We start from the raw sequence: 25,256 nt of genomic DNA on the forward strand, positions 1-25,256 counted from the left end.
GCCTTCACGACGACGGGTGCAGTCGCTCGGCGTGTCGCGTTGCGCCGATAGAGTGCAGCGGTGCTGCTCTCCGACCGCGACATCCGGGCCGAGATCGCCGCGGGGCGGGTCTCGCTCGAGCCGTTCGACGAGACGCTGCTGCAGCCCTCGAGCGTGGATCTGCGTCTGGACCGGCACTTCCGGACGTTCAACAACCACGCCTACACCCACATCGACCCGGCGTTGCAGCAGGACGACCTGACGCGCATGGTCGAGCCGGCGGACGACGAGGCGTTCGTGCTGCACCCGGGCGAGTTCGTCCTGGGCTCGACCTACGAGGTCATCTCGCTCCCGGACGACGTCGCGGGCCGCCTGGAGGGCAAGTCGAGCCTCGGCCGCCTGGGCCTGCTGACCCACTCGACCGCCGGGTTCATCGACCCCGGGTTCTCCGGGCACGTGACGCTAGAGCTGTCGAACGTCGCGAACCTGCCGATCCGGCTGTGGCCGGGGATGAAGGTCGGGCAGCTCTGCCTGTTCCGCCTGTCGTCGCCCTCGGAGCACCCGTACGGGTCGCCGGTGTACGGCTCGCGCTACCAGGACCAACGGGGCCCGACGCCGTCGCGGTCCTACGTGAACTTCCGCAAGGGCCTGTCCTAGGCGGCCGCCGCGAGGTGCACATCAGGCAGGTCGACCGGACCCGCAGCCTGCCGTACGTGACCCTCGCGGGCTCAGCCGACGAGCTGTCCCGCCCGGTGCACGCGGTTGCGCCCGGAATTCTTCGCCGAGTACAGCGCGCGGTCGGCCTCGGAGACCAGGCCCTCGCCGTCGCCCGCGTGGTCGGGCAGCGTCGCGATGCCGAACGAGGCCGTGACCAGCTGGCGGCCGCCGCGCTTGAAGTCCGCCTCGACGCGTTCCCGGAGACGCTCCGCGAGGGCCGCGGCGTCCTCGGTGTCGCCGTGCGTGATGAGGATGGCGAACTCCTCGCCGCCGTAGCGGTAGGCCGTCTCACCGTCACGCATGGACGCCCGCAGCGTGCTCGCGACCTCCTGGAGGACGACGTCGCCCTGCTGGTGGCCGTAGCGGTCGTTCAGCTCCTTGAAGTGGTCGAGGTCCAGCATGATCACCGACATGGCCTGGCCGTGGCGCTTGGCGTTGGCGACGGCCGTGTCGAGGTCCGCGCCGAGCCGGCGGCGGTTGGCGAGCTGGGTGAGCGGGTCGAACTGCGACAGCCGCTCGGTGGCGGCGTGCAGGCGGCTGGCCTCGATGGCCGAGCCGGCGAGGGTCGCGAGCATCTCGACCGCCGACAGCGACTGGCCGTCCACCTCGCCCTCGCTGCCGTCGAAGCACTCGAGGACGCCGATCACCCGGGCGCCGACGACCAGGGGCACGGCGACGGCGGCCTCGTCGTCGGTGTCGGGATCGCCGCGCGAGATCTGCCCGTAGCGCGCGGAACGGCCGACCACGCCGACGCCGAGGCTGCACTGCCGCTCGAGGGGCGGGATCGCACCGCGCTCGGAGTCGTAGGCCAACTCCAGGCCCGAGCCCTCCTCGTCGAGCAGCCAGAGCAGGACCCGGCCCTCGGTCACGGCGACCGCGGCCTGCACCGTCGAGTCGACGACGTAGCGGGTGTTGAGCGAGCCCGCGATCTCGCGGGTCATGATCAGGATGGTGCGCAGGCGGTCGGTCTGGGCCTGCAGGCGCTCGGCCTGCGCCATCGACTCCTCGCGCTGGTGGCGCAGGGCGACGGTCATGTCCGCGAGCCCGTCACGCAGGGCGACCAGCTCGGCGGACCCGGCGACCGGCTCCGGTGGGTGGAGACGTCCTTCGGAGATCCCCCGGACCGAGGCGAGGAGGCCGTCGACGGGGGCGACCACGTGGCGCTCGAGCCGGCGGCGGCCACGCAGTGCGACGACCAGGGTGCCGAGCCCGACGAGGACCAGCAGCAGACCCACCGACCACTGCATGATCGAGGACATCCGCTGGTTGTCCTCGATCGCCGCCAGCGTCGCGGCGCGGGTGTCGTCCTTGCGGCCCTGGTAGTTGTCGAAGATCGCCTTGCCCTGCAGGAGGAAGGCCTCGACCCCGCCGGGCGGCGGGATCTGCCGGGCGCGGTCGGCCCACTCCGTGCGCCAGCGCTGCTGGGCGAGGAGGAGTTGCAGGACGCTCTGCCGCAGCGCGGGTTCCTCGAGGAGGTTGACCATCTGCGTGTCGGACGCCGCGAGGTCGGGACTGGCCTTCGTGGCCTCGTCGGAGAAGAACCGGTCGCCGGTGGCGAGGTAGCCGCGCAGCGACGAGTCCATCGAGAGCATCGCCTGGTGCGAGTCCTCGACGGCGAGCAGCCCGGCCTGCAGCCGGTCCTCGGTCGGCGAGGTCACCGCGGCGCTGTAGAGCACGCGGAACACGACGAGCAGCACGATCACGAGAGCGGCCACGGACACCGTGACGCCGAGGCGCTGGACCTCGGTGGTCAACCTCGGTGCTCGTCTCACGGCACCACCCTCCTGGCCCGATGTCCCCCGGGCGTCCCGCCGGAGCTCCGACGAGCGTGCTCTTCGCTGGACATCCCCCACCGGCGGCATGACGTTAGCCGGTTCTGGGTACGGGTCACAGCTTTACGGGCCGGGGCCGAGTGGATCCGTGCTCATGGAGCAGCACATACGGCCGTACGGCCGAGCAACTGGGCGGCGCGGATCAGGCCGAGAGCGACGACCGCGAACTGCGCGCCGTGGACATGCGCACGACGTTGGGGTCTCCCGCGTGCCGCGGACGCGACGGCGCCGGGGTGAGACGCCGGTGCACGAGCAGGTCGATCTCGGTCGGGTAGGGCACGCCGCCCTCGGGCGAGGTCTGCCAGGCCGCGAGCTCGGCGACGACGGCGCCGGTGGCGGCGCTGCGTGCGTCGGAGGCGGGCACGGGCAGGTGGAGCACCGGGACGCCGACCTCGACGGCACTGCGGGCGGCGGCGAGCGCCGCCTCGGACCCGCCCCGGACGACGACGCCCGCGGGGGGCTCGCCCGCGATGAGTGCGTCCAGCCGCACGACGAGGCGGGCGGCCTCCTCGGCCCAGCCGCGCGAGGGGCCGTCGAGCAGCAGCAGGCGGCCGGCCGGGGCGTCGAGCTCGTCGAGTTCCGCGTCCACCCCGAGGGGGTCCGGGCCCGTCGCCACGAGGACGGGCCTTACCGGTTCGTCGGTGACGACGCTCCCCGGTCGGCCCAGGGGCGCGAGCGCCCGGGCGTCCTCGACGGAGGCGACGACGATCAGGAGTTCGGCCACGTCCGGAGTGAGACTTCCGTCAAGGTGATCACCCAGAGTCATGGGCACCTCCCCGCCTTGATCCGCGTTACCCACGCGATCAGCACACACCACATCGTCTCAGCACGACAGACGAGTGCTTCAGGACTACCGCTTGGGCGCAATCGGATCCACGGACCGTCACCGTTTCGGCTGCGACCGCACCGAGACCACAGCGTGATCCGAGTGAGTTACATGGATGTCGTTGCGGTACGCGTGGGCCGTTCGTGGCGACGCAGGGTGCCTGATCGGCGGCTCGACGAGCCCGTGTATCGTGATGATCGAAGCAGGCGAGTGTAGTTCAATGGTAGAACATCAGCTTCCCAAGCTGAGAACGCGGGTTCGATTCCCGTCACTCGCTCCACGCGCATCATCGCAGGTCAGCGGCCCGTCGCCCGGTCATCCGGAGGCGGGCCGACGTCGTTTCTGACAGGGTCGCCCGGTGAGTGCCCTGGACCCGGACCTGGCCGCCGGTATCGGCAGGCTCGAGGCGGACGGCTGGCTGCCCATCACCCGCGGGACGCCCGAGGAGGCCCGGCAGAACTACCGCGACCTGGCCCTGCTCCGGCGCGGCGCCGTGGACCTGCCGGTGGCGGGGGTGCACGACGACGTCGTGACCGACCCGACCACCGACGTCGACGTCGTCGTGCGCGTGTACGAGCCGGCGGACCCGGGCGGCGTCACCGTGGTCTGGCTGCACGGGGGCGGCTGGGTGGTCGGCGACCTCGAGACCGCGGACGCCGCGGCACGGCGGGTGTGCCGGCACCTGGGTGCCCGGGTGGTCTCCGTCGACTACCGCCTGGCCCCCGAGCACCCGCACCCGGCGCCGCTGCAGGACGCGCACACCGCCCTGCGCTGGGCGGCCACCCGCTTCGGCGGTCGCCTCGTCGTCGGCGGCGACTCGGCCGGAGCGGGCCTGGCGGCCGGTCTCGCGCTGCTCGCCCGCGACTGGGGACCACGCCTGGACGGCCAGCTGCTCCTCTACCCGGGCATCGACCCGACGATGTCGTCCCCCAGCTTCGCCGCCAACGCCGGAGGCCCCTTCCTGACGGCGGACGACATGCGCTGGTTCTACGCGCGCTACCTGCCCGACCCGGACACGCACGTCGACCCGTCGGTCAACCTCGGCGAGGCCGCACGCCTGGGGGAGGTCGCCGACCTCGCGCCGGCGGTCGTCGCGGTCGCCGAGTTCGACCCCCTGCGTGACGAGGGGGTGGCGCACGCCGAGGCGATGGCGGCCGCGGGCGTGCCGGTCCGCCTGCTGCGGGGCCAGGGCCTCGTCCACGGCTTCTTCGGACTCGGGTCGGTCTCGTCCGCCGCGCAGCGGGAGGGCGACCGGGCGCTGGACGCCCTCGCCGAGCTCCTGGGCTGAGGAGTTCCTGAAAGCGCTGACCCGGACGCGGGCCGGACACACCCGGACGCGCCGGATCACGGCGAGACGTCCGGCCCGCTCGGCGGGAGGTCGACCGGCCGCCGTTCGCCGCCCGCTCGTCCGCCGGCCCGCTCGGCCCTGCGGACCGGGGACCGTTCGACCCCCGCCGCGCGGCCGGTCGCCGCCGGGGACACGACCCGATCGGGGCTCCGGGACCGCCGGCGGCGCACCTTTCCCGGACGCACCCGCCGTCGGGAAGGGCCGGGAGGCCCGACAGGCCCCACCCGCTCCACACGGACAGCCGAGTCCCCGCTATGTTCCGGCGGTCGGAGATCACGACGAGGTCACGGCATCACGCCGATGCCATCGCTCCCCAGCGACCTCGTCGTGCGATCACCCTGCGGCGAAGGGCGAACACACGTGGCGAGACACGGGCAACCAGCCTCCGGTCCTCGGGCTACCCGCTTCGACCCCGGCTACACACCCGTCTTCGCCGTTCCCGCCCCGATGCGTCCGATGGCGTCGCGGGCGACGGTCTGGTCCCCGGCTCCGGCGCCCACCCGCCGCGCGCCGCGCTCCCTCTCGAGCGCCACCTCCGGCAAGATCCTCGTCGCGGCGGTCGCCGCCGGCGCGGTCGTGCCCGCGGTGCAGACGCTCGACACCTCGCACACCGCCGACGCCGACCCCGGCACCGCCCAGCTCTCCGCCGCGCAGATGGCGCTCGCCTCCCAGGCGGGCCCGACGGCGCGACCGGCCGCCTCCGCGACGTCCGCGATCAGCGACGTCACCACGGTCGCGATGTCGACCGCCGACCTCGACGCCGCCGCGAAGTCGGCCGACAGCGGGCCGGACGACCTGCAGAAGGCCATGTCCGTCGCCCGCGAGAACGGCCCCGTCGAGTTCGGCCGGCCCTATGCGGCGGGGAACGACGACACCCTGAACGGCCAGATCGCGAAGGCCCTCGGGCTCATGGGGCTGCCGCAGAAGCTCGCCCCCGGCGTCAAGCAGATCATCATGCGCGAGTCCACGGGGAATCCCCGCGCGATCAACAACTGGGACTCCAACGCTGCGGCCGGCACCCCGTCGAAGGGGCTCATGCAGCTCATCGACACCACGTTCCGCAACGCGGTGCTCCCCTCGCTGGCCGACAAGGGCATCTACGACCCGGTCGCCAACATCACCGCCGGCGTCCGCACGATGATCGCCAACCACGGCCTCGACGCCGTCGTCGACGGCGGGCTGCGCAACTCCTCGGGCAGCTACATCGGCTACGGCGGGGCCAAGCTTCCCGACGACGGGTTGGGTCGCGCCGGATAGTCCCCTCCCGCCGGGCGGTGTCGCGGGCGGCCCCCGGGGTAGACCGGTTGCATGAGCGAACGAGTGTGGCTGGTGACCGGCGCCTCGCGCGGCCTCGGACGCGCGCTGGCCGAGGTGTGCCTGGAGGCGGGCGACACCGTGGTGGCGACCGCGCGCAAGGCGTCCTCGCTGGACGACCTGCGCGGCGCCCACGGAGAGCGGCTCGTGGCGAAGGACCTCGACGTCACCGACCGGGACGCCACGTTCCTGGTCGTGCGCGAGGCCGCCGAGCAGGTCGGGCGGATCGACGTGCTGGTGGCCAACGCCGGGTACGGCCTCGGCGGCGGGGTCGAGGAGGTCTCCGAGGCCGAGGCGCGCGACCAGATCGAGGTGAACCTCTTCGGCGCGCTGTGGTCGATGCAGGCCGTGCTGCCGACGATGCGCGCCCAGGGCTCCGGGCACATCCTGCCGATCTCCTCCATGGGCGGCGTCGGTGCGTTCCCGAACACCGGGCTCTACCACGCCACGAAGTGGGGTCTGGAGGGGATGAGCGAGTCGCTGGCCCAGGAGGTCGCCGGCTTCGGCGTGCACGTGACGATCATCGAGCCCGGCCCGTTCCGCACCGACTGGAACGGCGGGTCGATGGTGCGGGCGCAGCCGATGCCGGAGTACGACGAGGTCCTGGGCGCCCGTCGCGAGGCGATGGACGGCCGCGGCGCCTTCACCCAGCCCGGTGACCCCCGCCGGGCCGCCGAGGCGATGCGCCAGGTCGTGGCGTCGGACCGGCCGCCGCTGCGGCTCCTGCTCGGCAACGCCGCCGCCGACCTCGCGCCGAAGCTCTGGCAGCAGCGCATCGACGAGGCGGCCGCGTGGGAGCAGGTCGCCCGCGGCGCGGACTTCCCCGAGGGCGAGTAGCTCCACCCGTCGTCCTGAGCGAAGGGCCCCTCGAGTCGGACGGATCGACGGAAGGGGCCCTTCGCTCGGAACGCGGTCGGTCAGCGCCGAGCCGGCGAAGGGCGCCCACGGCCCGTCTACCCGACGGAAGGGGCCCTTCGCTCGGAACGGGTCAGCCGCCGGCCTGCGGGCCCTTCTGCAGCACCGGACGCAACGTGTCGAGCACGGTCGCGTCGTCGATCGTCGAGGGCACCATCGCGTCCTGGCCGTCGGCGATCTGGCGCATCGTCTTGCGCAGCACCTTGCCCGAGCGGGTTTTCGGCAGGGCCGGCACGACGGCGACGTTCTTGAACGACGCGACCGCACCCACCTCGTTGCGGACCAGCGCCACGAGCTCCGGCGCGATCTCGTCCTCGCCGCGGGTCACACCCGACTTGAGCACGACGAACCCGCGCGGGACCTGGCCCTTCATGGCGTCGTGCACGCCGATCACGGCGCACTCGGCGACGTCGGGGTGGCCCGCGAGGACCTCCTCCATCGAGCCGGTCGACAGGCGGTGGCCGGCGACGTTGATGACGTCGTCGGTGCGGCCCATGACGAACACGTAGCCGTCGTCGTCGACGTAGCCGCCGTCGCCGGTGAGGTAGTAGCCCTCGTAGCGCGACATGTACGACTCGCGGAAGCGCTCGTCGTCCTCCCACAGCGTCTGCAGGCAGCCCGGCGGCATCGGCAGCTTGATCACGATGGCGCCCTCCTCGCCGCGGGGCAGCTCCGTGCCGTCCACGTCGAGCACGTCCACCTGGTAGCCCGGGCACGGCACCGACGGCGACCCGGCCTTGAGCTCCATCGGCTCGAGCCCGCGCAGGTTCGCCGCGATCGGCCAGCCCGTCTCGGTCTGCCACCAGTGGTCGACGACGGGGACGCCGAGCTTCTCCGAGGCCCACATCCAGGTCTCGGGGTCGAGGCGCTCGCCGGCGAGGAACAGGGTCTGCAGCGAGGAGATGTCGTAGTCGCGCAGGAGGACGGCGTCGGGGTCCTCCTTCTTGATGCCGCGGAAGGCGGTGGGCGCGGTGAAGAGCGCCTTCACCCGGTGGTCCTGGATGACCCGCCAGAACGCGCCGGCATCGGGGGTGCCGATCGGCTTGCCCTCGTAGAGCACCGTCGTGGCTCCGGTGAGCAGCGGCGCGTAGACGATGTAGGAGTGGCCGACGACCCACCCCACGTCGGAGGCGGTGAACATGACCTCGCCCGGGCCGACGTCGTAGATCGCCGGCAGGGACCAGCGCAGCGCCACGGCGTGCCCGCCGTTGTCGCGCTGCACGCCCTTCGGCTTGCCGGTGGTGCCCGAGGTGTAGAGCACGTAGAGCGGGTCGGTGGCGGCCACCGGGACGCACTCGGTGGGCTCGGCGGCGGCCATCGCCTCGGCCCAGTCGAGGTCGCGGTCGGTCATCGGCGCCTCGTACTGCGGGCGCTGCAGCACGATCGAGCGGCCCGGGTCGTGCTCGGCCAGCTCGATGGCGCGGTCCAGCAGCGGCTTGTACTCGACGATCCGCCTGCCCTCGATGCCGCACGAGGCGGACACGATCGCCGACGGCGTGGCGTCGTCGATGCGCACGGCGAGCTCGCGGGCGGCGAACCCGCCGAACACCACGCTGTGCACCGCCCCGAGCCGCGCGCAGGCGAGCATCGCGACCGCGGCCTCGGGGACCATCGGCATGTAGATGATCACCCGGTCGCCCTTGCCGACGCCGACCGAGCGCAGCACCCCCGCGAACCGCGCCACGAGGTCGCGCAGCTCGGCGTAGGTGAACCGCTGCTGCGAGTCGGTCACCGGCGAGTCGTGGATCAGCGCGACCTGGTCGCCCCGCCCGGCGTCGACGTGCCGGTCCAGGGCGTTGTGGCAGGTGTTCAGCTCGCCGCCTGCGAACCACCGCGAGAACGGGAGCGCCGAGGCGTCCATGATCGTCTCGGGCTCGGTGTACCAGTCGATGAGGGCGGCGGCCTCGCGCCAGAAGCCGTCGGGGTCGGTCATGCTGCGGTCGTAGGCCTGCCGGTACTCGCCACTCATGGGCGCGAGATTGCCACGGGACGTGACGTGGCGCACCCGTCCGGACGGGCCGCTCAGCCCTTGATGCGCCGCCCCGCCGCGCGGGTGGCGGTGAGGATCTCGGCCGGGTCGACCCGCACCGGCACCCGGTCGGCAAGCACCGGGTCGCCCGCCACCCACACGTCGCGCACCGAGCGCGAGCCGGACGACCAGACGAGGTTCGACACCAGCTGCGCCGGGTCGTCCGGGTCGACGAACGCCGGGTCGTCGAGGTCGACGTGCACCACGTCGCCCCACGCCCCGGCCCGCAGCCGCCCCAGGTCGTCGCGCCCCAGCGCGTCGGCACCACCCGCCGTCGCGAGCAGGAGGACGTCGGCCGCGGTGAGGGCCGTGGCGTCGGCCCCGCGCTGCCGCGCGAACAGCGAGGCGAGCCGCTGCTCCTCCCACAGGTCGAGGTCGTCGTTCGACGCCGGGGAGTCCGTGCCGAGCCCGACCCGCAGGCCCGCCGTCAGCATGTCCCCGACCCGCGCCACGCCCGCGGCGAGCTTCGCGTTGGAGCCGGGGCAGTGGGCCACCGCGACGTCGTGCCGCGCGAAGATCTCGAGGTCCTGGTCGGACATCTGGATGGAGTGCGCCGCGAGCACCCGACCGCCCAGGCTGCCCGTCGTCTCCAGCATCGCGGGGACCGAGCCGTAGACCGCGCGGACCTCGTCGTCCTCGCCGACCGCCTCCGCGACGTGGATGTGCAGGAGCGCCCCGCGCTCGCGGGCCGCGGCCGCCGTCGTCGCGACCGCCTCCGCGGAGAGCGTGTAGGCCGAGTGCGCGCCGTACCCGAGCTCGACCCGCTCGCCGGGGCCGAACCGCAGGCCGTCGGCGTCGATCCAGGTCGAGATCCCGTCGCGCATCTGCTCCCACGTCCCGAGCCGGTCCATGCCGGGGGCGGTGATGATCCCCGGGGTCATGACGACCCGGGACCCGAGCTCGAGGACGGCCTCGACGACGGTGTCGGCCCAGAAGTACATCTCGGTCGAGGTGGTGACGCCGTGGCGCAGCATCTCCGCCCCGCCCGCGAGCATCCCGACGCGCACGTCGGCGGCGTCCAGCCGCGCCTCCGCCGGCCACACCACCTCGGTGAGCCAGCGCATGAGGGGCAGGTCCCCGCCCATCCCGCGCAGCAGGGCGAGCGGGGTGTGCGCGTGCGTGTTGACCAGACCCGGCATCAGCAGGCCGGTGAAGTGTGTCGTCGGCGCGTCGGTCGCCGGGGCGTCCGCCGCCGGTCCGACATAGCTGATCCGGCCGGCGTCGTCGACGTCCACCACCGCGTCCCGCAGCGGCACGGGTGGGCCGTCGCAGGTCAGGACGAGCGGGGCGGCGAGACGGCGCGCGGTCATGCGGTCAGTCTGATCAACGCCCCGCGAGGTCGCACAGAAGGGTCAGCTGCCGGCGCATCATCACCAGGTCGCCCCACGCCAGCGCCTTCCCGACGACGGGGTGGGTCCCGTCGAGCACGACGGTCGCGGTCAGTCGCGAGCCCGCCGGGTCGTCGTGCACCGCGTAGGTCACCGCGAACTCGCCCACCGGGCCGGTGGTGGTCCGGCGCCGGATCGTCAGGTGCTCGCCGGCGACGAACGAGTCGATCACGAAGACGATCAGCAGCCGCTGTCCCACGGCCAGGTCGTCGGCGCCCGGCGTCAGGGTGCGGGGGCTGCGGCGTCCGAGATTGTCGACCAGGTCGTAGCTGTACGGCGCGACGGTGAGCTGGCACAGCCACCGCCACAGCACGGCGGGGTCGGCCGTGCTGGTGGCGCCGCGGGTCCAGCGGTCGGTCGGACGTGCGACGAGGTCGTCGGCCGGGGTGCGGCGCGCACGCTCGGCCGCCGTGGTACCCCAGTGCTCCGGCAGGTCCACGCGGACCATCCCACCTGACGATGCGGCGTTCCTGCCACTGGGCGACAGGAACGACGCTTTCCTGCCACGCAACGCGGGCTACCGGTCCAGCAACGACCGCAGCGACCGGAGCGGCTGCAGCCACGCACCACCGGGGGGCAGCGTGTCGAGGCTGACGCGCGGCAGGGGCTCGCGGAAGACGCCGTCGATCTCCTCGAGGTCGAGGAAGCCGACGACCTCGGACGCCACGGCGAAGGCGGCGTACTCGCGGAACCCGATCACGGTGACCCGGATGCCCTGCTCGACGAGGGCCTCGAGCGGCTCGCGGAAGGCCCGCCCGTCGCCGGAGGCCACGACCACGTGCTCGAGGCCGCCCTCGGCGTTGCGCGCCGCGATGTGGGCGAGCATGTCGTCGTCGACGTCGGAGTCCTCGGCGGTCTTCGGCTTGGCGAAGACGGCGAACCCGACGTTGCGCAGCGCCTCGACCCAGGGGCGCACGATCTCGGTCGACCCGGGGACGACGTTGGTGAACACCGTGGCCTCGGCCAGGCCCTCCGGCCCGGCGAGCCCGAGCAGCCAGCGACCGACCGCGTCGAACCGCGGCCGGAACGCCGACGTCGGCCGTGCCCCGAGCAGCGAGCCGAGGCTCATGTCCATGTTCGGCGCGTCCCAGACGAGCAGCGTCCGGGGCGTCGGGGCGGGCACGGCGGCGTCGACGTCCACGTCGGGGTGGCTCCCGCCGGCCAGCGTCACCGGGCCCGTCGCGTGCGCGAGATCGGCCGGGGAGGGCGCGGGGGAGGGTGACACGTTGTCGACTCTAACGGCCCGTCGCCGACGCGTCCGTCGCGTTCCCCCGTCGCTGCGCTCCTCCCGGGAGCGGCGCCCGCCGTCGTCGTACCGGATGATCACGACGCCTCCCCCGTGCGGACGAGCAGCAGGTCACGGCTGGGTCGGCCCTCGCGCTCGGCGCGGGTCTCGAACTTCGTGCGCGGCCGCCACGCGGGGCGCGGCGCGAAGCCGCCGTGGGGGTTCTGCAGCGTCGGCTCGCCGTCGGTGACCTCGAGCATCCACTCGGCGTAGTCGGCGACGTCGGTGGCCAGGTGCAGGACGGCACCGGGGCGCAGCCGGGAGGCCATGAGCGCGACGGTCTCCGGCTGGATGATGCGGCGCTTGTGGTGGCGGCGCTTGGGCCAGGGGTCGGGGTAGTAGACGCGGAGGTTGTCCAGCGAGTCCGGGGCGACGTGGTCGCGCAGCACCACCACGGCATCGCCGCGCAGCAACCGGAGGTTCTCCAGCTCCGCGGCCTCGATGCGCATCAGGAGCTGGGCGAGCCCGGGCGGGTAGACCTCGACGGCGACGTGGTCCGCGTCGGGCTCCGCGGCCGCCAGCGCGGCCGTGGTCTCCCCCATGCCGGAACCGATCTCGAGGCGCAGCGGCGCGGTCCGGCCGAACCACCGAGCGGCGTCGAGGTGCCCGTCGGCGTCGAGGACGTCGCCGAGGTCGGCGAGCTCGCGCCCGTACTGCGGCCACGCACGGTCCCAGGCCCGCTGCTGACCGGGGGTCACCCGCCCGCCGCGGTCGGCGAAGCTGACGATCCCGCGTCGTCGGTCGAGCCCCGTGACGTCTCCTGCTGGCACGGGTCGATCCTCACATCGGGCACGGACGGACGGAGCGGCGGGAGCACCGCGGGGCGACGGGCGTCAGGAGCCGTTCGACTCGATCGCCTGCGTGGGCCCGCGGTTGTCGCGCGGCCGTCGGTTGCCGCCGCGCAGGTTGGCCGCCATCTGCTGCACCCGGTTGTTGTTCCGGATCCGGGCGAGGATCGCGAGCGTGACCACGTGCAGGATGCCGAGGAAGACCAGCATCGAGCCGATCTTGGTGACGACGTACTGCACGGTCCCCGCGATCTCGATGGGGTCCCAGGTCGACATGAGGGCGATGAAGCCGACCGCCACGAGGTAGTAGGCGACGGTGAGCAGGCGGCTCACCGACTGCGCCGCGTCCCGGTCGTCGAACACCTCGCGCAGGAAACCGAGCCCGGAGCGCTGCAGGACCATGCCGACGACGACGGCCAGGATGGTGCCGACGGCGACCACGAGCAGGTAGGTGCCGGTATCGGCGCTGGAGGCCACGGCGGAGCCCTTCCGTCAATGCCCGGGACGCCCCCGGTCGGGGTCCAGAATCCCCTGATCGGCGACGGGACGAAACCCGACGCGCGCGTGATCCCGCCACGGATGTGACGGGTGGGGCCACCGGTCCGCCCGTTCCGCCCCCACGGAGCGCGCGGGCTCCCTACCCTGCGCCCTGTGGGTCGGTGGGCGGAGGACACGGCACGGCGCTGCCGGACGATCTCGCCCGCCGTCGCGCTGCCGATCGCCGACGCCCTGGACACGGTGGCGGCCCGGGCGGTCGCCACGCCGGCGATCGTGGTCACGGGACCGGTGTCCTCCGGCAAGTCGACCCTGGTCAACGCGCTGGTCGGCCGCCGGGTCGCGCCCACCGGGGCGGGTGAGTGCACCCGGCTGACCGCCCGCTACGTCCGCGGGCCGGTCGACCGCCTCGACGTGGTGCTCGCCGACGGCACCCGCCGCCCGCTGCCGCTGGCAGAGGGCGGCCGCGTGCCCGCGGCGGTCGGGGACCGGCTCGGCGTCGACCCCGCGGACGTCGACCACCTGCTCGTCTCCCTCACCAGCGAGGCGCTCGACGGCCTCACCGTGGTCGACACCCCCGGCGCCGGCTCCGCCCGCCGGCCGCGGGGACCCGCCCGGGGCGCCGCCGACGCCGCGGAGGCCGCTCTCGTGGTCCTGCCGGCCGCCGCGCGCCCGGGGGACGTCGCGGGGCTCGCCGACGCCGCGCGACACGGTCCGGCGGGGGTGGTGGCGGTGCTCGGCCGGGCCGACACGGTGGGGCCGGCCGCCGACGCGGCCGCGGTGGCCGACGCCCTGTCCCACCGGCTCGGCGCGCAGGTCGGAGCGGTGACCCCCGTCGTGGGGCTGCTCGCCGAGACGGCCGTGACCGGTGCGCTGGTGACCGCGGACGTCGCCGCGCTGCGGGCCCTCGCCGCCGACCCCGGCACCGACGCCGCCCTGGCCGACCCCGAGCTGTTCACGGGCGCCCCACTGGCCGTCCCCGCCGCCGTCCGCACCCGGCTGCTCGACCTGCTCGACCGGCGCGGCGTCGGGCTCGCCCTGACCCTGCTGCGCGAACGGCCCGACGCCGGGGTCGGCGACGTGTGTGCCGCCCTGCTCGCCGCCTCCGGTCTCGACCGGGTCGTCGACCGGCTGCGCACCGAGGTGCGCGCCCGGGCGGACCTGCTCGCGACCGTCGCCGCCGAACGGCGCGTCGCGGCCCTCGCGGAGGCCGAGCGCGCCGCGCTGCGGGCGGACCGCCGACGCGGGACGGCCGGACCCACCGCCGATCGCGACCTCGTCCTGCTCACCGACCTCCTCGAGGAGCTCAGCGCCCGCCCCGTCCACCTCGACCGCGAGCTGGTCGAGGCGGCCGCCCGCCACGGCAGCGGGGCCCTGCCCCTGCCCGAGGACCTCGCCGCCGACCTCGACCTGCTCGCCGCCCCGGCGCCCGACCTCGCCCGGCGGCTCGGGCTCACCTCCCCGACCGAGCTCGCCGGGCACGCCGCCCGGCGGGCCGCGGCCTGGCGCGGCTACGCCACGTGGGGCACCCCGCCCGCGCGGGCCGACGTCGCCACCACCGTCCACCGCGGGTGGGCCCGCCTGTGGGGCGAGCTCATCCGGTGAGTGGTCCCTGGGCCTCGCTCCCCGAGGAGATCTCAGCCGCCCGGCGCGAGCTGGCCCGGGCCCTCGCCGGCACCGGGGCATCGACGCCGGGGCCTCCCGCTGCCCGAGGCCGCGGGGCCTCCGGGGATCGCCCCGCCGTCGCCCTCGTGGGCGCGCCGGGCCGGGGCCGGCGGGCCCTCGCGGCTGCCCTGGTCGACCTCGATCCCGCCGGCCTCCCGGCGGACCTCGACCGGCTGGGCCCCGCGGAGGTCGACGTCCCCCTGCTCGAGGAGCTGGACCTCCTCCTGCCACGCCGGTCGCCCTCCGGGGACTGGACGGCGGGCCCGGCCTCGGCGCTGCTCGTGGTCGCCGGGGCCGGGGCACCGCTCGACCACGACGAGCTCGACCGGCTCGACGTGGCGGCGGGCGCCGTGCAGGCCGTGGTGTTCGCGCTGGCCGGCACGGACGCACACCGCGGGTGGCGCACCGTGCTGGAGGCCGACCGGGACCTGGTCGCCGAGCGCGTCCCGCGGCTGGCCGACGCCCCGTGGTTCCCGGTCGCCCCGGGGCTGGCCGCCGCGGCCCGGGGTACCGGCACCGACGGCGAGCCCCTCCGGCGACGGGCCGGCCTCGCCCCGCTGCAGCAGCACCTCCACCACCTCGTCGCCCGCAGACGGCGGATGCTCGACGAGACGAACGCGGTGCGCGCCGCGGTGACCGCGCTCCGGTCGGTCGGGGACGCCGCGACGGCTCCCGACCTGCGTCGACGTCGGGCGACGCTGGAGTCGGCCCGGACCGCGCTGCGGCGCGAGCACCACGTGCGCTGGCGCTCGGAGCTCGCCGCCGCGCGGGTGGCCGTCGTCGACGACCTCGGACGACGGGTCCGCGCCCTCGCCACGACCCACCGGGACCGGATCGACCGGGCGTCGCGCCGCGACCTCGCGAGGGTGGAGGCCGACCTCGCCCGTGACCTGGAGACGGTCGCCGCCGCGGTGGTGGCGGCGCTCGGTGAGCGTCTGCGGGACCTCGTCGTCGGGACCCTCGCGGGCCTCCTGCCGCCCGCCGAGCTCGCGGGGCTCCGGATCCCCGCGCCCGCGGCCGCGCCGGCGGTCCCCGCGAGCGCGCCGCGACCGGCCGACCGGATGCTCGTCGTGGCCGGGGCGACCGGCGGGCTCGGCCTCTCCCGGCTCGCCCTACTGCCGTTGCTCGCCGTGCCCGTGGCTCCGGTGATCGGGGCGGCGCTGGTGCCGGTGTCGGTGGGGATCGGGCTCGGCGCGGCGGGCTGGATGGCGCGGGTCCGGCGCCGGGCGGCGGACCGGGCGCACGCGCGGGCGTGGTTGGCGGAGGCGCTCGGGCAGGCGCGGACCGACCTCGAGCGGGTCCTCTCCGAGGCGCTGATCGTGGCCGACCGCGAGATCACGCTCGCGCTGGACCGTGCCCTCGACGAGCACGGACGTTGGCTCGACGCCGAGCTCGCGGCCGTCGCCGGGCAGCTCACCGACCCCCGCCACCGGGACCGGACCGCCGTCACTGCGCGGGCGGAGGCGGTGCTGGACCGGGTCGCGACGGCCCTGGCGGCGGGCTGAGTTCTCCCGAACCGGCCCCACGGTCGGCGTCGACCTCCTACCGTCGGTGGCCATGACCGAGGACGAGGTCGGGCCGCAGGAGCCGGTGACCTTCCCGCACCCGCCACCCACGCCCGTACTCGCCACCGGCGACCTGCTGCCGGGCGCGCCCCTCCTCGCCGCCGCAACCGTCGACTCCGACGGCGACGGCACCGCCGACACCACGGTCGCTCCCTGGGGCGACGGGCTGGTGCTGGCCACCGACCTCGACCACGACGGGCACGCCGACGTGGTCACCCGGGTGGGCCCCGAGGGGGTCGTCACGGCCCGACACGCCGACGGCGCGGTCCACGTCGAGGAGCGGCCGTGGGGCGCGCCGCCCCCGCCCGCACCGTCGATCGACCCGCGCACCGGGGCGTGGGTGCGCGGGTAGGGCGAGCGGAGCGACGGGGGACGGACGGCTGAGACGCGCCGGGGCCGCTACCGTCGCCGCGTGTTCACCGGCGCGCGCCCCGTCGACCCGGACTTCCTCGCCCTCCCGCTGCGGCCGGTCGCCGACGCCGCCCTCCAGGTGGCACGCGACGCCGGCGCCGAGCACGCCGACGTCCGCGTCCACCGCCTCCGCAGCCGCGCCCTCGAGCTGCGCGACGCCCGGGTGGTCAGCTCCTCGGACACCGACCGGGTCGGACTCGCCGTCCGCGTGCTGCGCCGCGGGGTGTGGGGGTTCGCCGCACACGTCGACGTCACCCCTTCGACGGCGGCCGCCACCGCCCGCCGCGCCCTGGAGGTCGCGACGACGCTCGCCGCGGTGGCCCGCGAGACCGTCGAGCTCGCCCCGGAGCCCGTACACCCGGACGTCACGTGGGTCTCGGACTACGAGCTCGACCCGTTCGACGTGCCCGAGGGCGACCGGATCGGGCTGCTGGCGCAACGCTCCTCGGCGCTGCTCGCCGCGCCCGGTGTCGACCACGTCGAGGCGAGCTGCCTGGAGGTCAAGGAGCAGACGTTCTACGCCGACCTCGCCGGGACCGTCACCACGCAGCAGCGGGTGCGGGTCGACCCCGGCGTGAGCGTCACCGCGGTCGACCGCGACGCCGGCGGATTCGAGTCGCTGCGCACGGTGGCGCCCCCGGCCGGCCGCGGGTGGGAGTACCTCACCGGCACCGGATGGGACTGGGACGCCGAGCTCGCCGAGCTGCCGGAGCTGCTCGCCGAGAAGCTGCGCGCCCCGAGCGTCGAGGGCGGCCCCACCGACCTCGTCATCGACCCCACCAACCTGTGGCTGGTGATCCACGAGTCGATCGGGCACGCCACCGAGTACGACCGCGCGATCGGCTACGAGGCGAACTACGCCGGGACGAGCTTCGCCACCCCGGACCTCCTCGGCACGTTGCGCTACGGCAGCGAGGTCCTGCAGGTGACCGGTGACCGGACGGTGCCGCACGGGCTCGCCTCCGTCGGCTGGGACGACGACGGGGTCGCGACCGGCGAGTTCGACCTCATCCGCGACGGCGTGCTCGTCGGCTACCAGGTCGACCGCTCCTTCGCGCCCCGCCTCGGGCTCGATCGCTCGAACGGCTGCGCCTACGCCGACTCCGCCGAGCACGTCCCGCTCCAGCGGATGGCGAACGTGTCCATCACCCCCGCGGCGACCGACGTGAGCACCGCCGACCTGATCACCGGCGTCGACGACGGGATCTACGTGGTGGGCGACCGGTCCTGGTCGATCGACATGCAGCGCTACAACTTCCAGTTCACCGGCCAGCGCTTCTACCGGATCCGCGACGGTGCCCTGGCCGGCCAGGTCCGCGACGTCGCCTACCAGGCGACCACCACCGACTTCTGGGGCGCGCTGGAGGCGGTCGGCGGCCCGTCGACCTGGCGCCTCGGCGGCGCGTTCACCTGCGGGAAGGCCCAGCCCGGGCAGGTCGCGCCGGTCAGCCACGGCTGCCCGTCGGCGCTGTTCCGCGGCATCAACGTCCTCAACACCGCGAGCGAGGGTGCCCGATGAGCCTCGTCGAGCGGGCCCTGCAGACCGCGGGCCGCATCCGTCCCGACGCCGGCGCCGCGGTGATCCTGCGCGAGACCAGCGAGGTGGTCCTGCGCTGGGCGAACTCCACCATGACGACGAACGGGGCCACCACCGACCGCACGCTCGGGCTGGTCCTGCTCGTCCCCCTCGCCGGCGGGGGCACCGGCGCGGGCGTGGTCCGCGTGTCGGCGCCCGACTCGCTGCTGGCGGGCGGCGCGGAGGCCGACGCCCGGCTCACCGACGCGGTGCGGGCCGCGGTCCGCGCCGCCGAGGACGCCGGGGCCTCCCGGGACGCCGCGGAGCTGCCGCCACCGACCGGTCCGGCCGATCCGTTCGACGACCCGGCGGCCGAGACCTCGATCGGCGTGTTCGGCGACCTCGCCGCCGCCCTGGGCGACTCCTTCGGGACCGACCGCAGCGCCGGGTTCGCCGACCACCACGTGACCACCACCTGGCTCGCCACGTCCGCCGGGGTACGGCGGCGCTGGACCGAGCCCGGCGGGGCGGTCGAGGTGAACCTCAAGTCGGCGGCCGGCTCGGTCTGGGGCGGCACCTCGACGCGCGACTTCACCGACGTGGACCTCCCGGCCCTGCTCGGCGACCTCCGCGGACGGCTGGCCTGGGGCCGGCGGCGGATCACGCTGGAGGCGGGGCACTACGAGACGATCCTGCCGCCGTCCGCGGTCAGCGACTTCATGATCTACCTGGCCTGGTCGATGGGCGGGCGGCCCGCGCAGGAGGGCCGCAGCGCCCTGTCGCGCGCCGGCGGCACCCGGGTCGGCGAGCAGCTCACCGATCTGCCGCTCACGCTGGCGGGCGACCCGGACGCCCCCGGCTTCCCGACGCTGCGCTACGAGCCGGTGCTCGCCACCACCTCCTCCGGCGACGAGGTGTCGGTGTTCGACAACGGAGCGAGCACGCGTCGGGTGGACTGGCTGCGCGACGGCGCGGTGCACGAGCTGGCCTACCCGCGTGCCGCTGCCGCGGAGTTCGGCACCCGGTTCGCCCCGCCGTCGGACAACCTCCTGCTCACCGGCGGGTCCGACGCCTCGGTGTCCGACCTCGTCGCGGGCACGCGCCGCGGCCTGCTGCTGACCTGCCTCTGGTACATGCGCGAGGTCGACCCGGAGACGATGCTGCTCACCGGGCTGACCCGCGACGGGGTCTACCTCGTGGAGGACGGCGAGGTGGTCGGCGAGGTGAACAACTTCCGCTTCAACGAGTCGCCGCTGGACCTCGTCCGCCGCACCACCGAGGCGGGCGCCACCGAGCTGACGCTGCCCCGGGAGTGGAAGGACTGGTTCACCCGCGCCGCGATGCCGCCGCTGCGGATCCCGGACTTCAACATGTCCTCGGTGTCGCAGGCCAGTTAGCTGCGCGGCGCGATCACCCGGGTCAGCCCGGGCGGCGCGCCGAGGTCCTCGGTGACCGGCCCCTCCAGCACGGTGCCGTCCGGGGCGAACCGCGATCCGTGCAGCGGGCAGTCCCAGCTCGCCGCCGCGTCGTTCCAGGCGAGGATGCCGCCGAGGTGCGGGCACACCGCGCCGACCTCGTGCTCGACACCGCCGACCCGGCAGCGGCCGACCTTGCCCCGCACCGACGTCTCGACCCGGCCCTCGCCCTCCGCCAGGGGCTTCCCCGACGGCAGGTCGGGCTTCGCCCACCCCGTCGCGAGGTACTTCGCGACCTGCCCGTTGGCGCGGGCGAGCTGCGGCACCGACCGCAGCTCCGGCGCGCGGTCGGCGGCGAAGGTCGGGGCCCACGGGTTGTCGCGGCCGGCGACGTGGTCGGCGAGCGCGAGCCCGGCCGCGGTGCCGCCGGTCATGCCCCACTTCGCGAACCCCGTCGCGACGAGCACCTGCGGCTGCAGCGGCATCGGCCCGACGAAGGGCAGGCCGTCCTCGGGCTGGTAGTCCTGGGCGGACCAGCGGTGGGTGATCTCCGCGACCGGCCAGCGGCGGGCGCTCCACGCCGCGAGGTCGCGCTCGTGCTGTGCCATCGGCGTGTCGGTGCCCACGCGGTGACCGAACCCGCCGGTCTGCAGCAGGCGCTCGCCGTCGACGACGACGGTGCGGATCGAGACGGTCGGCGAGTCCGCGGAGAGGTACATGCCGCCCGGCAGGGTGTCCGGGTCGCGCACCCGCATCGCCTGGGCGTAGGACCGGGCGGGCTCCAGCCGGGCGAAGTACAGGCCACGGTCGAGCACCGGGATGCCGGTCGCGAGCACCAGCCGGTCGGCGAGCACCCGGCCGTGGGCGGTCCGGAGCTCCGGCGTCGCCCCGAGCGAGGCACCGAGCGACACCGACCGCACCCGGGTCCCCTCGTGGACCGGCTGCCCCGCGTCGACCAGCTCCCGGGCGAGGTCGTGCAGGTAGGGCACCGGGTCGAACTGCGCCTGGTCGTCCAGCGTGACCGCCTGGGACACCGCGAACGGCAGGTCCAGCCCGGCGTCCAGGGTGGCCGGCAGGCCCGCGGCGCGCAGGGCGTCCGCCTCGGCGCGGACCGCGCGGGCCCCGGCGGAGTCCCGACCCGCCGTCGAGAACGTGACCGCCGGAGCACGCTCGAAGCCGCAGTCGACGCCCTCGGCCCGCGCGGCGAGCCAGTCCAGGCCGGCACGGTGGGCGGCGACGTAGGCGTCGACCACCTCCTGCGGGTGGCGCTGCGCGAGCGTCGAGGCCCGCGTGCCCTGCAGCACCGACACCTTCGCCGTGGTGTTCCCGCTCGCGACCGCCCCGAGGTGGCGGGCCTCCAGCACCGCGACCGTGCAGCCCGCGCGGTGCAGGGCGACGGCCGTCGTCAGGCCGGTGATGCCGCCGCCGACGACGGCGACGTCGACGCGGAGGTCACCGCGCAGGGCCGGGTAGGTGGGCAGGTCGCGGTCGAGCCAGACCGAGCGGTGGCGGGTGGGGAGTGCGGGGGTGGTGGGCACGGGGAGGAGTAGCCGCTGGTCCACGTGGTGTACACGCGGGCCTGGCCGTGACCGACTCGTGACGAGACGGACGCGCATCGTGCCTCCGGAACGGGAACACCACCCACATGGCCGACCTCGACCGCCGCCCCCGCTCCGGCAACCCCGTCACGGGCGCCGCCCGCGGCCTGCTCGGCCTCGTGGCCGGGATCGTCCGGTTCGTCACCGGGCTGTTCGCCGTCATCCTCGCCCTGCACATCGTGCTCCGGATCCTCGGCGCGAACCCCGACAACGGGTTGACGCAGTTCGTGGCGAACGCGGCGGACTCGCTGACGCTGGGCCTCGCGAACCTCTTCGAGGTGGGCGACGGGACCGTGCAGCTGGTGCTGTCCTACGGCATCCCCGCGATCGCGTGGCTCGTCATCGGCGCGGTGATCGTCGCGATCCTGCGCGTGATCGCGCGGCCGCGCTCCGGCCTCGCCTGACCCCGGCCCCTCGGCCGACCCGACGCCCGCGGGCCGGTGGGGCACCATGGATCCGTGGGCAAGGTCGTCATGCGCTATCCCGGCTCGGTGCTGCAGGAGAGCTGGGACGCCGAGGTCCCCCTGCGCGGCGAGCTGAACGACCTCGCCGCGCTCGTGGGCGCCGGCGGGGTCTGCGTGCTCTCCGGGGCCGGGATGTCGACCGACTCCGGCATCCCCGACTACCGGGGCCCGTCGAGCGCCGCCCGCCGCCACACGCCGATGACCTACGAGGCGTTCGTGCACGACCCGGCGGCCCGTCACCGGTACTGGGCCCGCAGCCACGTGGGTTGGCCGCAGATCGAGCGCGCCCGCCCCAACCCCGCACACGAGGCGGTCGCGGCCCTGCAGCGCTGCGGCCTGATCGGCAGCGTGATCACCCAGAACGTCGACGGCCTGCACCAGGCCGGCGGCGCCCGGGACGTCGTCGAGCTGCACGGGGCGCTGGCGCGGGTGGTCTGCCTGGCCTGCCGGGCGGAGCTCGACCGGGGAGCGGTCCAGGCCGAGCTCGCGCGGGTGAACCCCGAGTTCGACGCCGCGGTCTCGGGTCTGCGCGAGACCCAGGTCAACCCGGACGGCGACGTCGAGCTCCCCCCGGAGCTCGAGGCGGCGTTCACGATGGTCGCCTGCCCGGCGTGCGGCGGCGGCCCGCTGAAGCCCGACGTGGTGTTCTTCGGCGAGTCCGTGCCGCGCCCGAGGGTCGACCGGTGCTTCGACCTCGTGGCGCAGGCGCGGTCCCTGGTGGTCCTGGGGTCGTCACTCGCCGTGATGTCCGGCCTGCGGTTCGCGAGGGCCGCCACCCGGTCGGGGACCCCGGTCGCGATCGTCACCGCCGGGCCGAGCAGGGCGGACGACATGGCCGCGGTGCGGCTCGCGTCACCTCTCGGTGAGGTCCTTCCGGCCCTGGTCAGGGCCCTCCGGGCCTGAATCGTTCAGCTTGATCGTGGAAGTGGTGCCTCGAACACCCGGTGGCGGTTCCGTGTGCAACATCTGTCGTTAACGTCGAAGTACTCCGACGGGGCCACACGGCGATGTGTTCCGGCCGCCCGACTGCCCGCACGCCGGTGCACCAGGCCGTGACCCCGTTGCGTGACGACCCCGGGTCGTCGCTCGACACTGACCGGCGAACGAGGAGTGACACGACGCATGACGGCCGCACCGACCATCCCTGGGCTCGACAACCCGCCGCTGCAGCGCCGCGAGGTGCTGGAGTGGGTGGCCGAGGTCGCCGAGCTCACCACGCCCGACCGGGTGGTGTGGTGCGACGGTTCGCCGGAGGAGTGGACGCGCCTCACCGACGAGCTGGTGGAGGCCGGCACCTTCACCCGGCTGGACCCGGAGAAGAAGCCGAACTCCTTCCACGCCGCGTCCGACCCCGATGACGTCGCCCGGGTCGAGGAGCGCACCTTCATCTGTTCGGTCGACCCCAAGGACGCCGGGGTCACGAACAACTGGATGGACCCGGCCGAGATGAAGGCCACGCTGACCGAGCTGTACCGCGGGTGCATGCGTGGTCGGACGATGTTCGTCATCCCGTTCTGCATGGGCCCGACGAACGCCGAGTCGCCGAAGCTGGGCGTCGAGATCTCCGACAGCCCCTACGTCGTCGTCTCGATGCACATCATGACGCGCATGGGCGCCGAGGTGCAGGCGCGCCTCGAGGAGCCCGGCACGGAGTGGGTGCCGGCGCTGCACTCCCTCGGCGCGCCGCTCGAGCCCGGCCAGGCCGACGTGGCGTGGCCCTGCAACGAGACGAAGTACATCAGCCACTTCCCGGAGACCCGGGAGATCTGGAGCTTCGGCTCCGGCTACGGCGGCAACGCCCTGCTCGGCAAGAAGTGCTACGCGCTGCGCATCGCCTCGGTGATGGCGCGCGACGAGGGCTGGCTCGCCGAGCACATGCTGATCCTCAAGCTGATCAGCCCCGAGGACAAGGCGTACTACGTCGCCGCGGCCTTCCCGTCGGCCTGCGGCAAGACGAACCTCGCGATGCTGCAGCCCACCGTCCCGGGCTGGCGCGCCGAGACCGTCGGTGACGACATCGCCTGGATGCGCTTCGGCGAGGACGGCCGGCTGTACGCGGTCAACCCCGAGTACGGCTTCTTCGGCGTTGCGCCGGGCACGAACTGGAACACCAACCCCAACGCGATGCGCACCATCGAGCACGGGAACGCGCTGTTCACCAACGTCGCGCTCACCGACGACGGCGACGTCTGGTGGGAGGGACTGGAGGGCGACCCCCAGCACCTCACCTCCTGGACCGGCGACGAGTGGACCCCGGGCTCGGCGAAGCCCGCCGCCCACCCGAACTCGCGCTACACGGTGCCGATCTCGCAGTGCCCCGTCGTCGCGTCCGAGTGGGAGGACCCGCAGGGTGTGCCGATCTCGGCGATCCTGTTCGGCGGCCGCCGCAAGACGACGATCCCTCTGGTCACCGAGTCGTTCGACTGGCAGCACGGCACCTTCATGGGCGCCACGATGTCCAGCGAGATGACCGCCGCGGCCAAGGGCGGCAAGGGCCAGGTCCGCCGCGACCCGATGGCCATGCTGCCGTTCCTCGGCTACAACGTCGGCGACTACTTCCAGCACTGGGTGAACGTGGGCAAGAGCGCCGACGTGACCAAGCTGCCGAAGATCTTCTACGTCAACTGGTTCCGCCGGGGCGAGGACAACCGCTTCCTGTGGCCCGGATTCGGCGAGAACAGCCGCGTGCTGAAGTGGATCATCGAGCGGCTCGAGGGCACCGCCGCCGCCACCGAGACGGCGATCGGCCACGTCCCCAGCGCCGACCAGATCGACCTCGAGGGACTCTCCGAGCCGCGCGAGGACATCGAGGCGTCGCTGCGCGTGGACCTCGACGAGTGGCGCGAGGAGCTGCCCCTGATCGAGGAGTGGTTCGACAAGATCGGCGACTCCCTGCCGACCTCGATGCGCGACGAGCTCGAGGCGCTCAAGCAGCGGCTGTCCGCCTGATCCACAGCTGAGCGAAGGGCCCCTCCGGTCGATCTATTCGACCGGAGGGGCCCTTCGCTCGTTCCTGGGGCGGGTTCCCGACGCCGGGTCCTGCCGCGACTGCGGCACGATGGTGGCCGTGCTCGAGTTCCTGCGCGGCGTCGGCGAGAGCGTCGGCGCCTGGCTGTACGTGATCGCCGGCGGTCTCGCGTTCGCCGAGGCGGCCGTGATGGTCGGGGTGGTGCTGCCGGGCGAGACGGCTCTGCTCGTGGCCGGGTTCGCCGCCCACGAGGGCGTCATCGGCCTCGTCCCCATGATCGTCGTCGCGATCCTGTGCGCGATCGCGGGCGACTCGGTCGGCTACGAGGTCGGCCGGCTCCTCGGGCCCCGGCTGCAGGCGTCCCGCGCCGGCCGGTTCGTCGGCGAGCACCGCTGGCAGGCCACCGAGGACTTCCTGAACCGCCACGGCGGGAAGGCGGTGCTGCTCGGGCGCGGCACCGCGCTGCTGCGCGCCCTCGTCCCGGGCATGGCCGGCATGGCCCGCATGCCCTACCTGCGCACGTTCCTGCCGTGGAACGCCGTCGGCGGCATCCTCTGGGGCGGCGGATGCGTCCTGCTGGGCTACGTGTTCGCGCTGTCGCTGGAGACCGTCGCCCGCTATCTCGCGTGGGGCCCCGTCCCCGTCGTCGTGATCGTCGCCGCCGTGCTGATCTGGCGCGAGACCCGTCGTCGGAAGCGGAACCGGACGAACGGGACGGAGAGCGTGACCCAGCGGTAG

General features: G+C 74.4%; 22 protein-coding genes and 1 tRNA gene. 14 read left to right on the forward strand and 9 right to left on the reverse strand.

The features are described from left to right. Positions 1-60 precede the first annotated feature (60 nt). Complete coding sequence (dcd, locus tag QSK00_RS04035) at positions 61-636, forward strand: dCTP deaminase (protein WP_285587772.1); 576 nt, start codon at positions 61-63, stop codon at positions 634-636. A gap of 71 nt (positions 637-707) precedes the next feature. Here the strand turns inward: dcd and QSK00_RS04040 are convergent, their stop codons facing one another. Further along, positions 708-2,450 (reverse strand): GGDEF domain-containing protein, encoded by a 1,743-nt coding sequence (locus QSK00_RS04040; RefSeq protein ID WP_285587774.1) that lies wholly within the window; start codon positions 2,448-2,450, stop codon positions 708-710. 220 nt (positions 2,451-2,670) lie between these two features. Continuing rightward, entirely contained in the window at positions 2,671-3,252 is a 582-nt protein-coding gene (locus tag QSK00_RS04045; protein WP_285587777.1) for a hypothetical protein, read from the reverse strand. Between the two features lie 308 nt (positions 3,253-3,560). On the opposite strand from QSK00_RS04045, the gene QSK00_RS04050 reads away from it, so the two are divergent. The 4 genes from QSK00_RS04050 (at position 3,561) to QSK00_RS04065 (ending at position 6,853) form a co-directional block, all read left to right on the forward strand. Further along, a tRNA-Gly gene (locus QSK00_RS04050) sits at positions 3,561-3,634 on the forward strand. A 78-nt stretch (positions 3,635-3,712) separates the two neighbouring features. Continuing rightward, positions 3,713-4,642, forward strand: a complete 930-nt coding sequence (locus QSK00_RS04055) for an alpha/beta hydrolase (RefSeq protein ID WP_285587779.1) — start codon at positions 3,713-3,715, stop codon at positions 4,640-4,642. A gap of 516 nt (positions 4,643-5,158) precedes the next feature. After that, the gene (locus QSK00_RS04060; RefSeq protein ID WP_285587781.1) at positions 5,159-5,959 is read left to right on the forward strand and encodes a transglycosylase SLT domain-containing protein; all 801 of its coding nucleotides are present in this window, start codon (positions 5,159-5,161) and stop codon (positions 5,957-5,959) included. Positions 5,960-6,010: 51 nt separating this feature from the next. Then, a complete protein-coding gene (locus tag QSK00_RS04065; protein WP_285587784.1) occupies positions 6,011-6,853 on the forward strand; it encodes an oxidoreductase in 843 nt (280 codons plus the stop codon). 151 nt (positions 6,854-7,004) lie between these two features. On the opposite strand, the gene QSK00_RS04070 is transcribed toward QSK00_RS04065, so the two are convergent. The 6 genes from QSK00_RS04070 to QSK00_RS04095 form a co-directional block, all read right to left on the reverse strand. Then, on the reverse strand, positions 7,005-8,900 hold the full coding sequence (locus tag QSK00_RS04070; protein ID WP_285587786.1) for a propionyl-CoA synthetase: 1,896 nt from the start codon (positions 8,898-8,900) through the stop codon (positions 7,005-7,007). 53 nt (positions 8,901-8,953) lie between these two features. Beyond that, entirely contained in the window at positions 8,954-10,270 is a 1,317-nt protein-coding gene (locus QSK00_RS04075; protein WP_285587788.1) for an amidohydrolase family protein, read from the reverse strand. A 13-nt stretch (positions 10,271-10,283) separates the two neighbouring features. Next, entirely contained in the window at positions 10,284-10,796 is a 513-nt protein-coding gene (locus tag QSK00_RS04080; RefSeq protein WP_285587789.1) for a hypothetical protein, read from the reverse strand. 69 nt (positions 10,797-10,865) lie between these two features. Beyond that, positions 10,866-11,573 (reverse strand): NYN domain-containing protein, encoded by a 708-nt coding sequence (locus QSK00_RS04085; protein ID WP_285587790.1) that lies wholly within the window; start codon positions 11,571-11,573, stop codon positions 10,866-10,868. A 98-nt stretch (positions 11,574-11,671) separates the two neighbouring features. Then, complete coding sequence (gene trmB / locus QSK00_RS04090; RefSeq protein WP_285587793.1) at positions 11,672-12,403, reverse strand: tRNA (guanosine(46)-N7)-methyltransferase TrmB; 732 nt, start codon at positions 12,401-12,403, stop codon at positions 11,672-11,674. Positions 12,404-12,466: 63 nt separating this feature from the next. Continuing rightward, positions 12,467-12,898: a hypothetical protein gene (locus QSK00_RS04095; protein ID WP_285587794.1), complete on the reverse strand. Its 432-nt coding sequence runs from the start codon at positions 12,896-12,898 to the stop codon at positions 12,467-12,469. Between the two features lie 174 nt (positions 12,899-13,072). Here QSK00_RS04095 and QSK00_RS04100 point away from each other — a divergent pair, with 174 nt between their 5' ends. From QSK00_RS04100 to QSK00_RS04120, 5 genes are read left to right on the forward strand one after another with little or no spacing between them, the layout of a single operon-like run. Beyond that, positions 13,073-14,521, forward strand: coding sequence for a dynamin family protein (locus tag QSK00_RS04100; RefSeq protein ID WP_285587796.1), 1,449 nt, complete (start codon positions 13,073-13,075; stop codon positions 14,519-14,521). After that, positions 14,518-16,086 (forward strand): hypothetical protein, encoded by a 1,569-nt coding sequence (locus QSK00_RS04105; RefSeq protein WP_285587798.1) that lies wholly within the window; start codon positions 14,518-14,520, stop codon positions 16,084-16,086. The genes QSK00_RS04100 and QSK00_RS04105 overlap by 4 nt, the downstream gene beginning before the upstream one ends. A gap of 52 nt (positions 16,087-16,138) precedes the next feature. Next, positions 16,139-16,498, forward strand: coding sequence for a DUF6802 family protein (locus tag QSK00_RS04110; protein WP_285587801.1), 360 nt, complete (start codon positions 16,139-16,141; stop codon positions 16,496-16,498). A gap of 60 nt (positions 16,499-16,558) precedes the next feature. Further along, positions 16,559-18,076: a TldD/PmbA family protein gene (locus QSK00_RS04115; RefSeq protein WP_285587803.1), complete on the forward strand. Its 1,518-nt coding sequence runs from the start codon at positions 16,559-16,561 to the stop codon at positions 18,074-18,076. After that, positions 18,073-19,470 (forward strand): metallopeptidase TldD-related protein, encoded by a 1,398-nt coding sequence (locus QSK00_RS04120; RefSeq protein ID WP_285587805.1) that lies wholly within the window; start codon positions 18,073-18,075, stop codon positions 19,468-19,470. Before QSK00_RS04115 ends, QSK00_RS04120 begins: the two co-directional genes overlap by 4 nt. On the opposite strand, the gene QSK00_RS04125 is transcribed toward QSK00_RS04120, so the two are convergent. Then, the gene (locus tag QSK00_RS04125) at positions 19,467-21,026 is read right to left on the reverse strand and encodes an FAD-dependent oxidoreductase (protein ID WP_285587807.1); all 1,560 of its coding nucleotides are present in this window, start codon (positions 21,024-21,026) and stop codon (positions 19,467-19,469) included. The genes QSK00_RS04120 and QSK00_RS04125 overlap by 4 nt on opposite strands. Positions 21,027-21,133: 107 nt before the next feature. Here QSK00_RS04125 and QSK00_RS04130 point away from each other — a divergent pair, with 107 nt between their 5' ends. The 4 genes from QSK00_RS04130 (at position 21,134) to QSK00_RS04145 (ending at position 25,256) form a co-directional block, all read left to right on the forward strand. Then, complete coding sequence (locus QSK00_RS04130) at positions 21,134-21,490, forward strand: hypothetical protein (protein ID WP_285587809.1); 357 nt, start codon at positions 21,134-21,136, stop codon at positions 21,488-21,490. Positions 21,491-21,559: 69 nt separating this feature from the next. Then, positions 21,560-22,453, forward strand: coding sequence for a Sir2 family NAD-dependent protein deacetylase (locus QSK00_RS04135; RefSeq protein ID WP_502872012.1), 894 nt, complete (start codon positions 21,560-21,562; stop codon positions 22,451-22,453). A gap of 219 nt (positions 22,454-22,672) precedes the next feature. Next, positions 22,673-24,499 carry a phosphoenolpyruvate carboxykinase (GTP) gene (locus tag QSK00_RS04140; RefSeq protein ID WP_285587813.1) on the forward strand — a complete coding sequence of 609 codons (1,827 nt, stop codon included), beginning with the start codon at positions 22,673-22,675 and terminating at the stop codon, positions 24,497-24,499. Positions 24,500-24,617: 118 nt separating this feature from the next. Then, positions 24,618-25,256 carry a DedA family protein gene (locus tag QSK00_RS04145; protein ID WP_285587815.1) on the forward strand — a complete coding sequence of 213 codons (639 nt, stop codon included), beginning with the start codon at positions 24,618-24,620 and terminating at the stop codon, positions 25,254-25,256.

The organism is Actinomycetospora sp. NBRC 106378, from assembly GCF_030269685.1.
Taxonomy (GTDB): Bacteria; Actinomycetota; Actinomycetes; order Mycobacteriales; family Pseudonocardiaceae; genus Actinomycetospora.

Coding starts and splice junctions, on each gene's coding strand:
- QSK00_RS04140 (WP_285587813.1), top strand. CDS start 22,673: ATGACGGCCGCACCGACCATCCCTGGGCTCGACAACCCGCCGCTGCAG.
- QSK00_RS04130 (WP_285587809.1), top strand. CDS start 21,134: ATGGCCGACCTCGACCGCCGCCCCCGCTCCGGCAACCCCGTCACGGGC.
- QSK00_RS04075 (WP_285587788.1), bottom strand. CDS start 10,270: ATGACCGCGCGCCGTCTCGCCGCCCCGCTCGTCCTGACCTGCGACGGC.
- QSK00_RS04065 (WP_285587784.1), top strand. CDS start 6,011: ATGAGCGAACGAGTGTGGCTGGTGACCGGCGCCTCGCGCGGCCTCGGA.
- QSK00_RS04080 (WP_285587789.1), bottom strand. CDS start 10,796: ATGGTCCGCGTGGACCTGCCGGAGCACTGGGGTACCACGGCGGCCGAG.
- QSK00_RS04110 (WP_285587801.1), top strand. CDS start 16,139: ATGACCGAGGACGAGGTCGGGCCGCAGGAGCCGGTGACCTTCCCGCAC.
- QSK00_RS04060 (WP_285587781.1), top strand. CDS start 5,159: ATGGCGTCGCGGGCGACGGTCTGGTCCCCGGCTCCGGCGCCCACCCGC.
- QSK00_RS04070 (WP_285587786.1), bottom strand. CDS start 8,900: ATGAGTGGCGAGTACCGGCAGGCCTACGACCGCAGCATGACCGACCCC.
- QSK00_RS04135 (WP_502872012.1), top strand. CDS start 21,560: ATGCGCTATCCCGGCTCGGTGCTGCAGGAGAGCTGGGACGCCGAGGTC.
- QSK00_RS04120 (WP_285587805.1), top strand. CDS start 18,073: ATGAGCCTCGTCGAGCGGGCCCTGCAGACCGCGGGCCGCATCCGTCCC.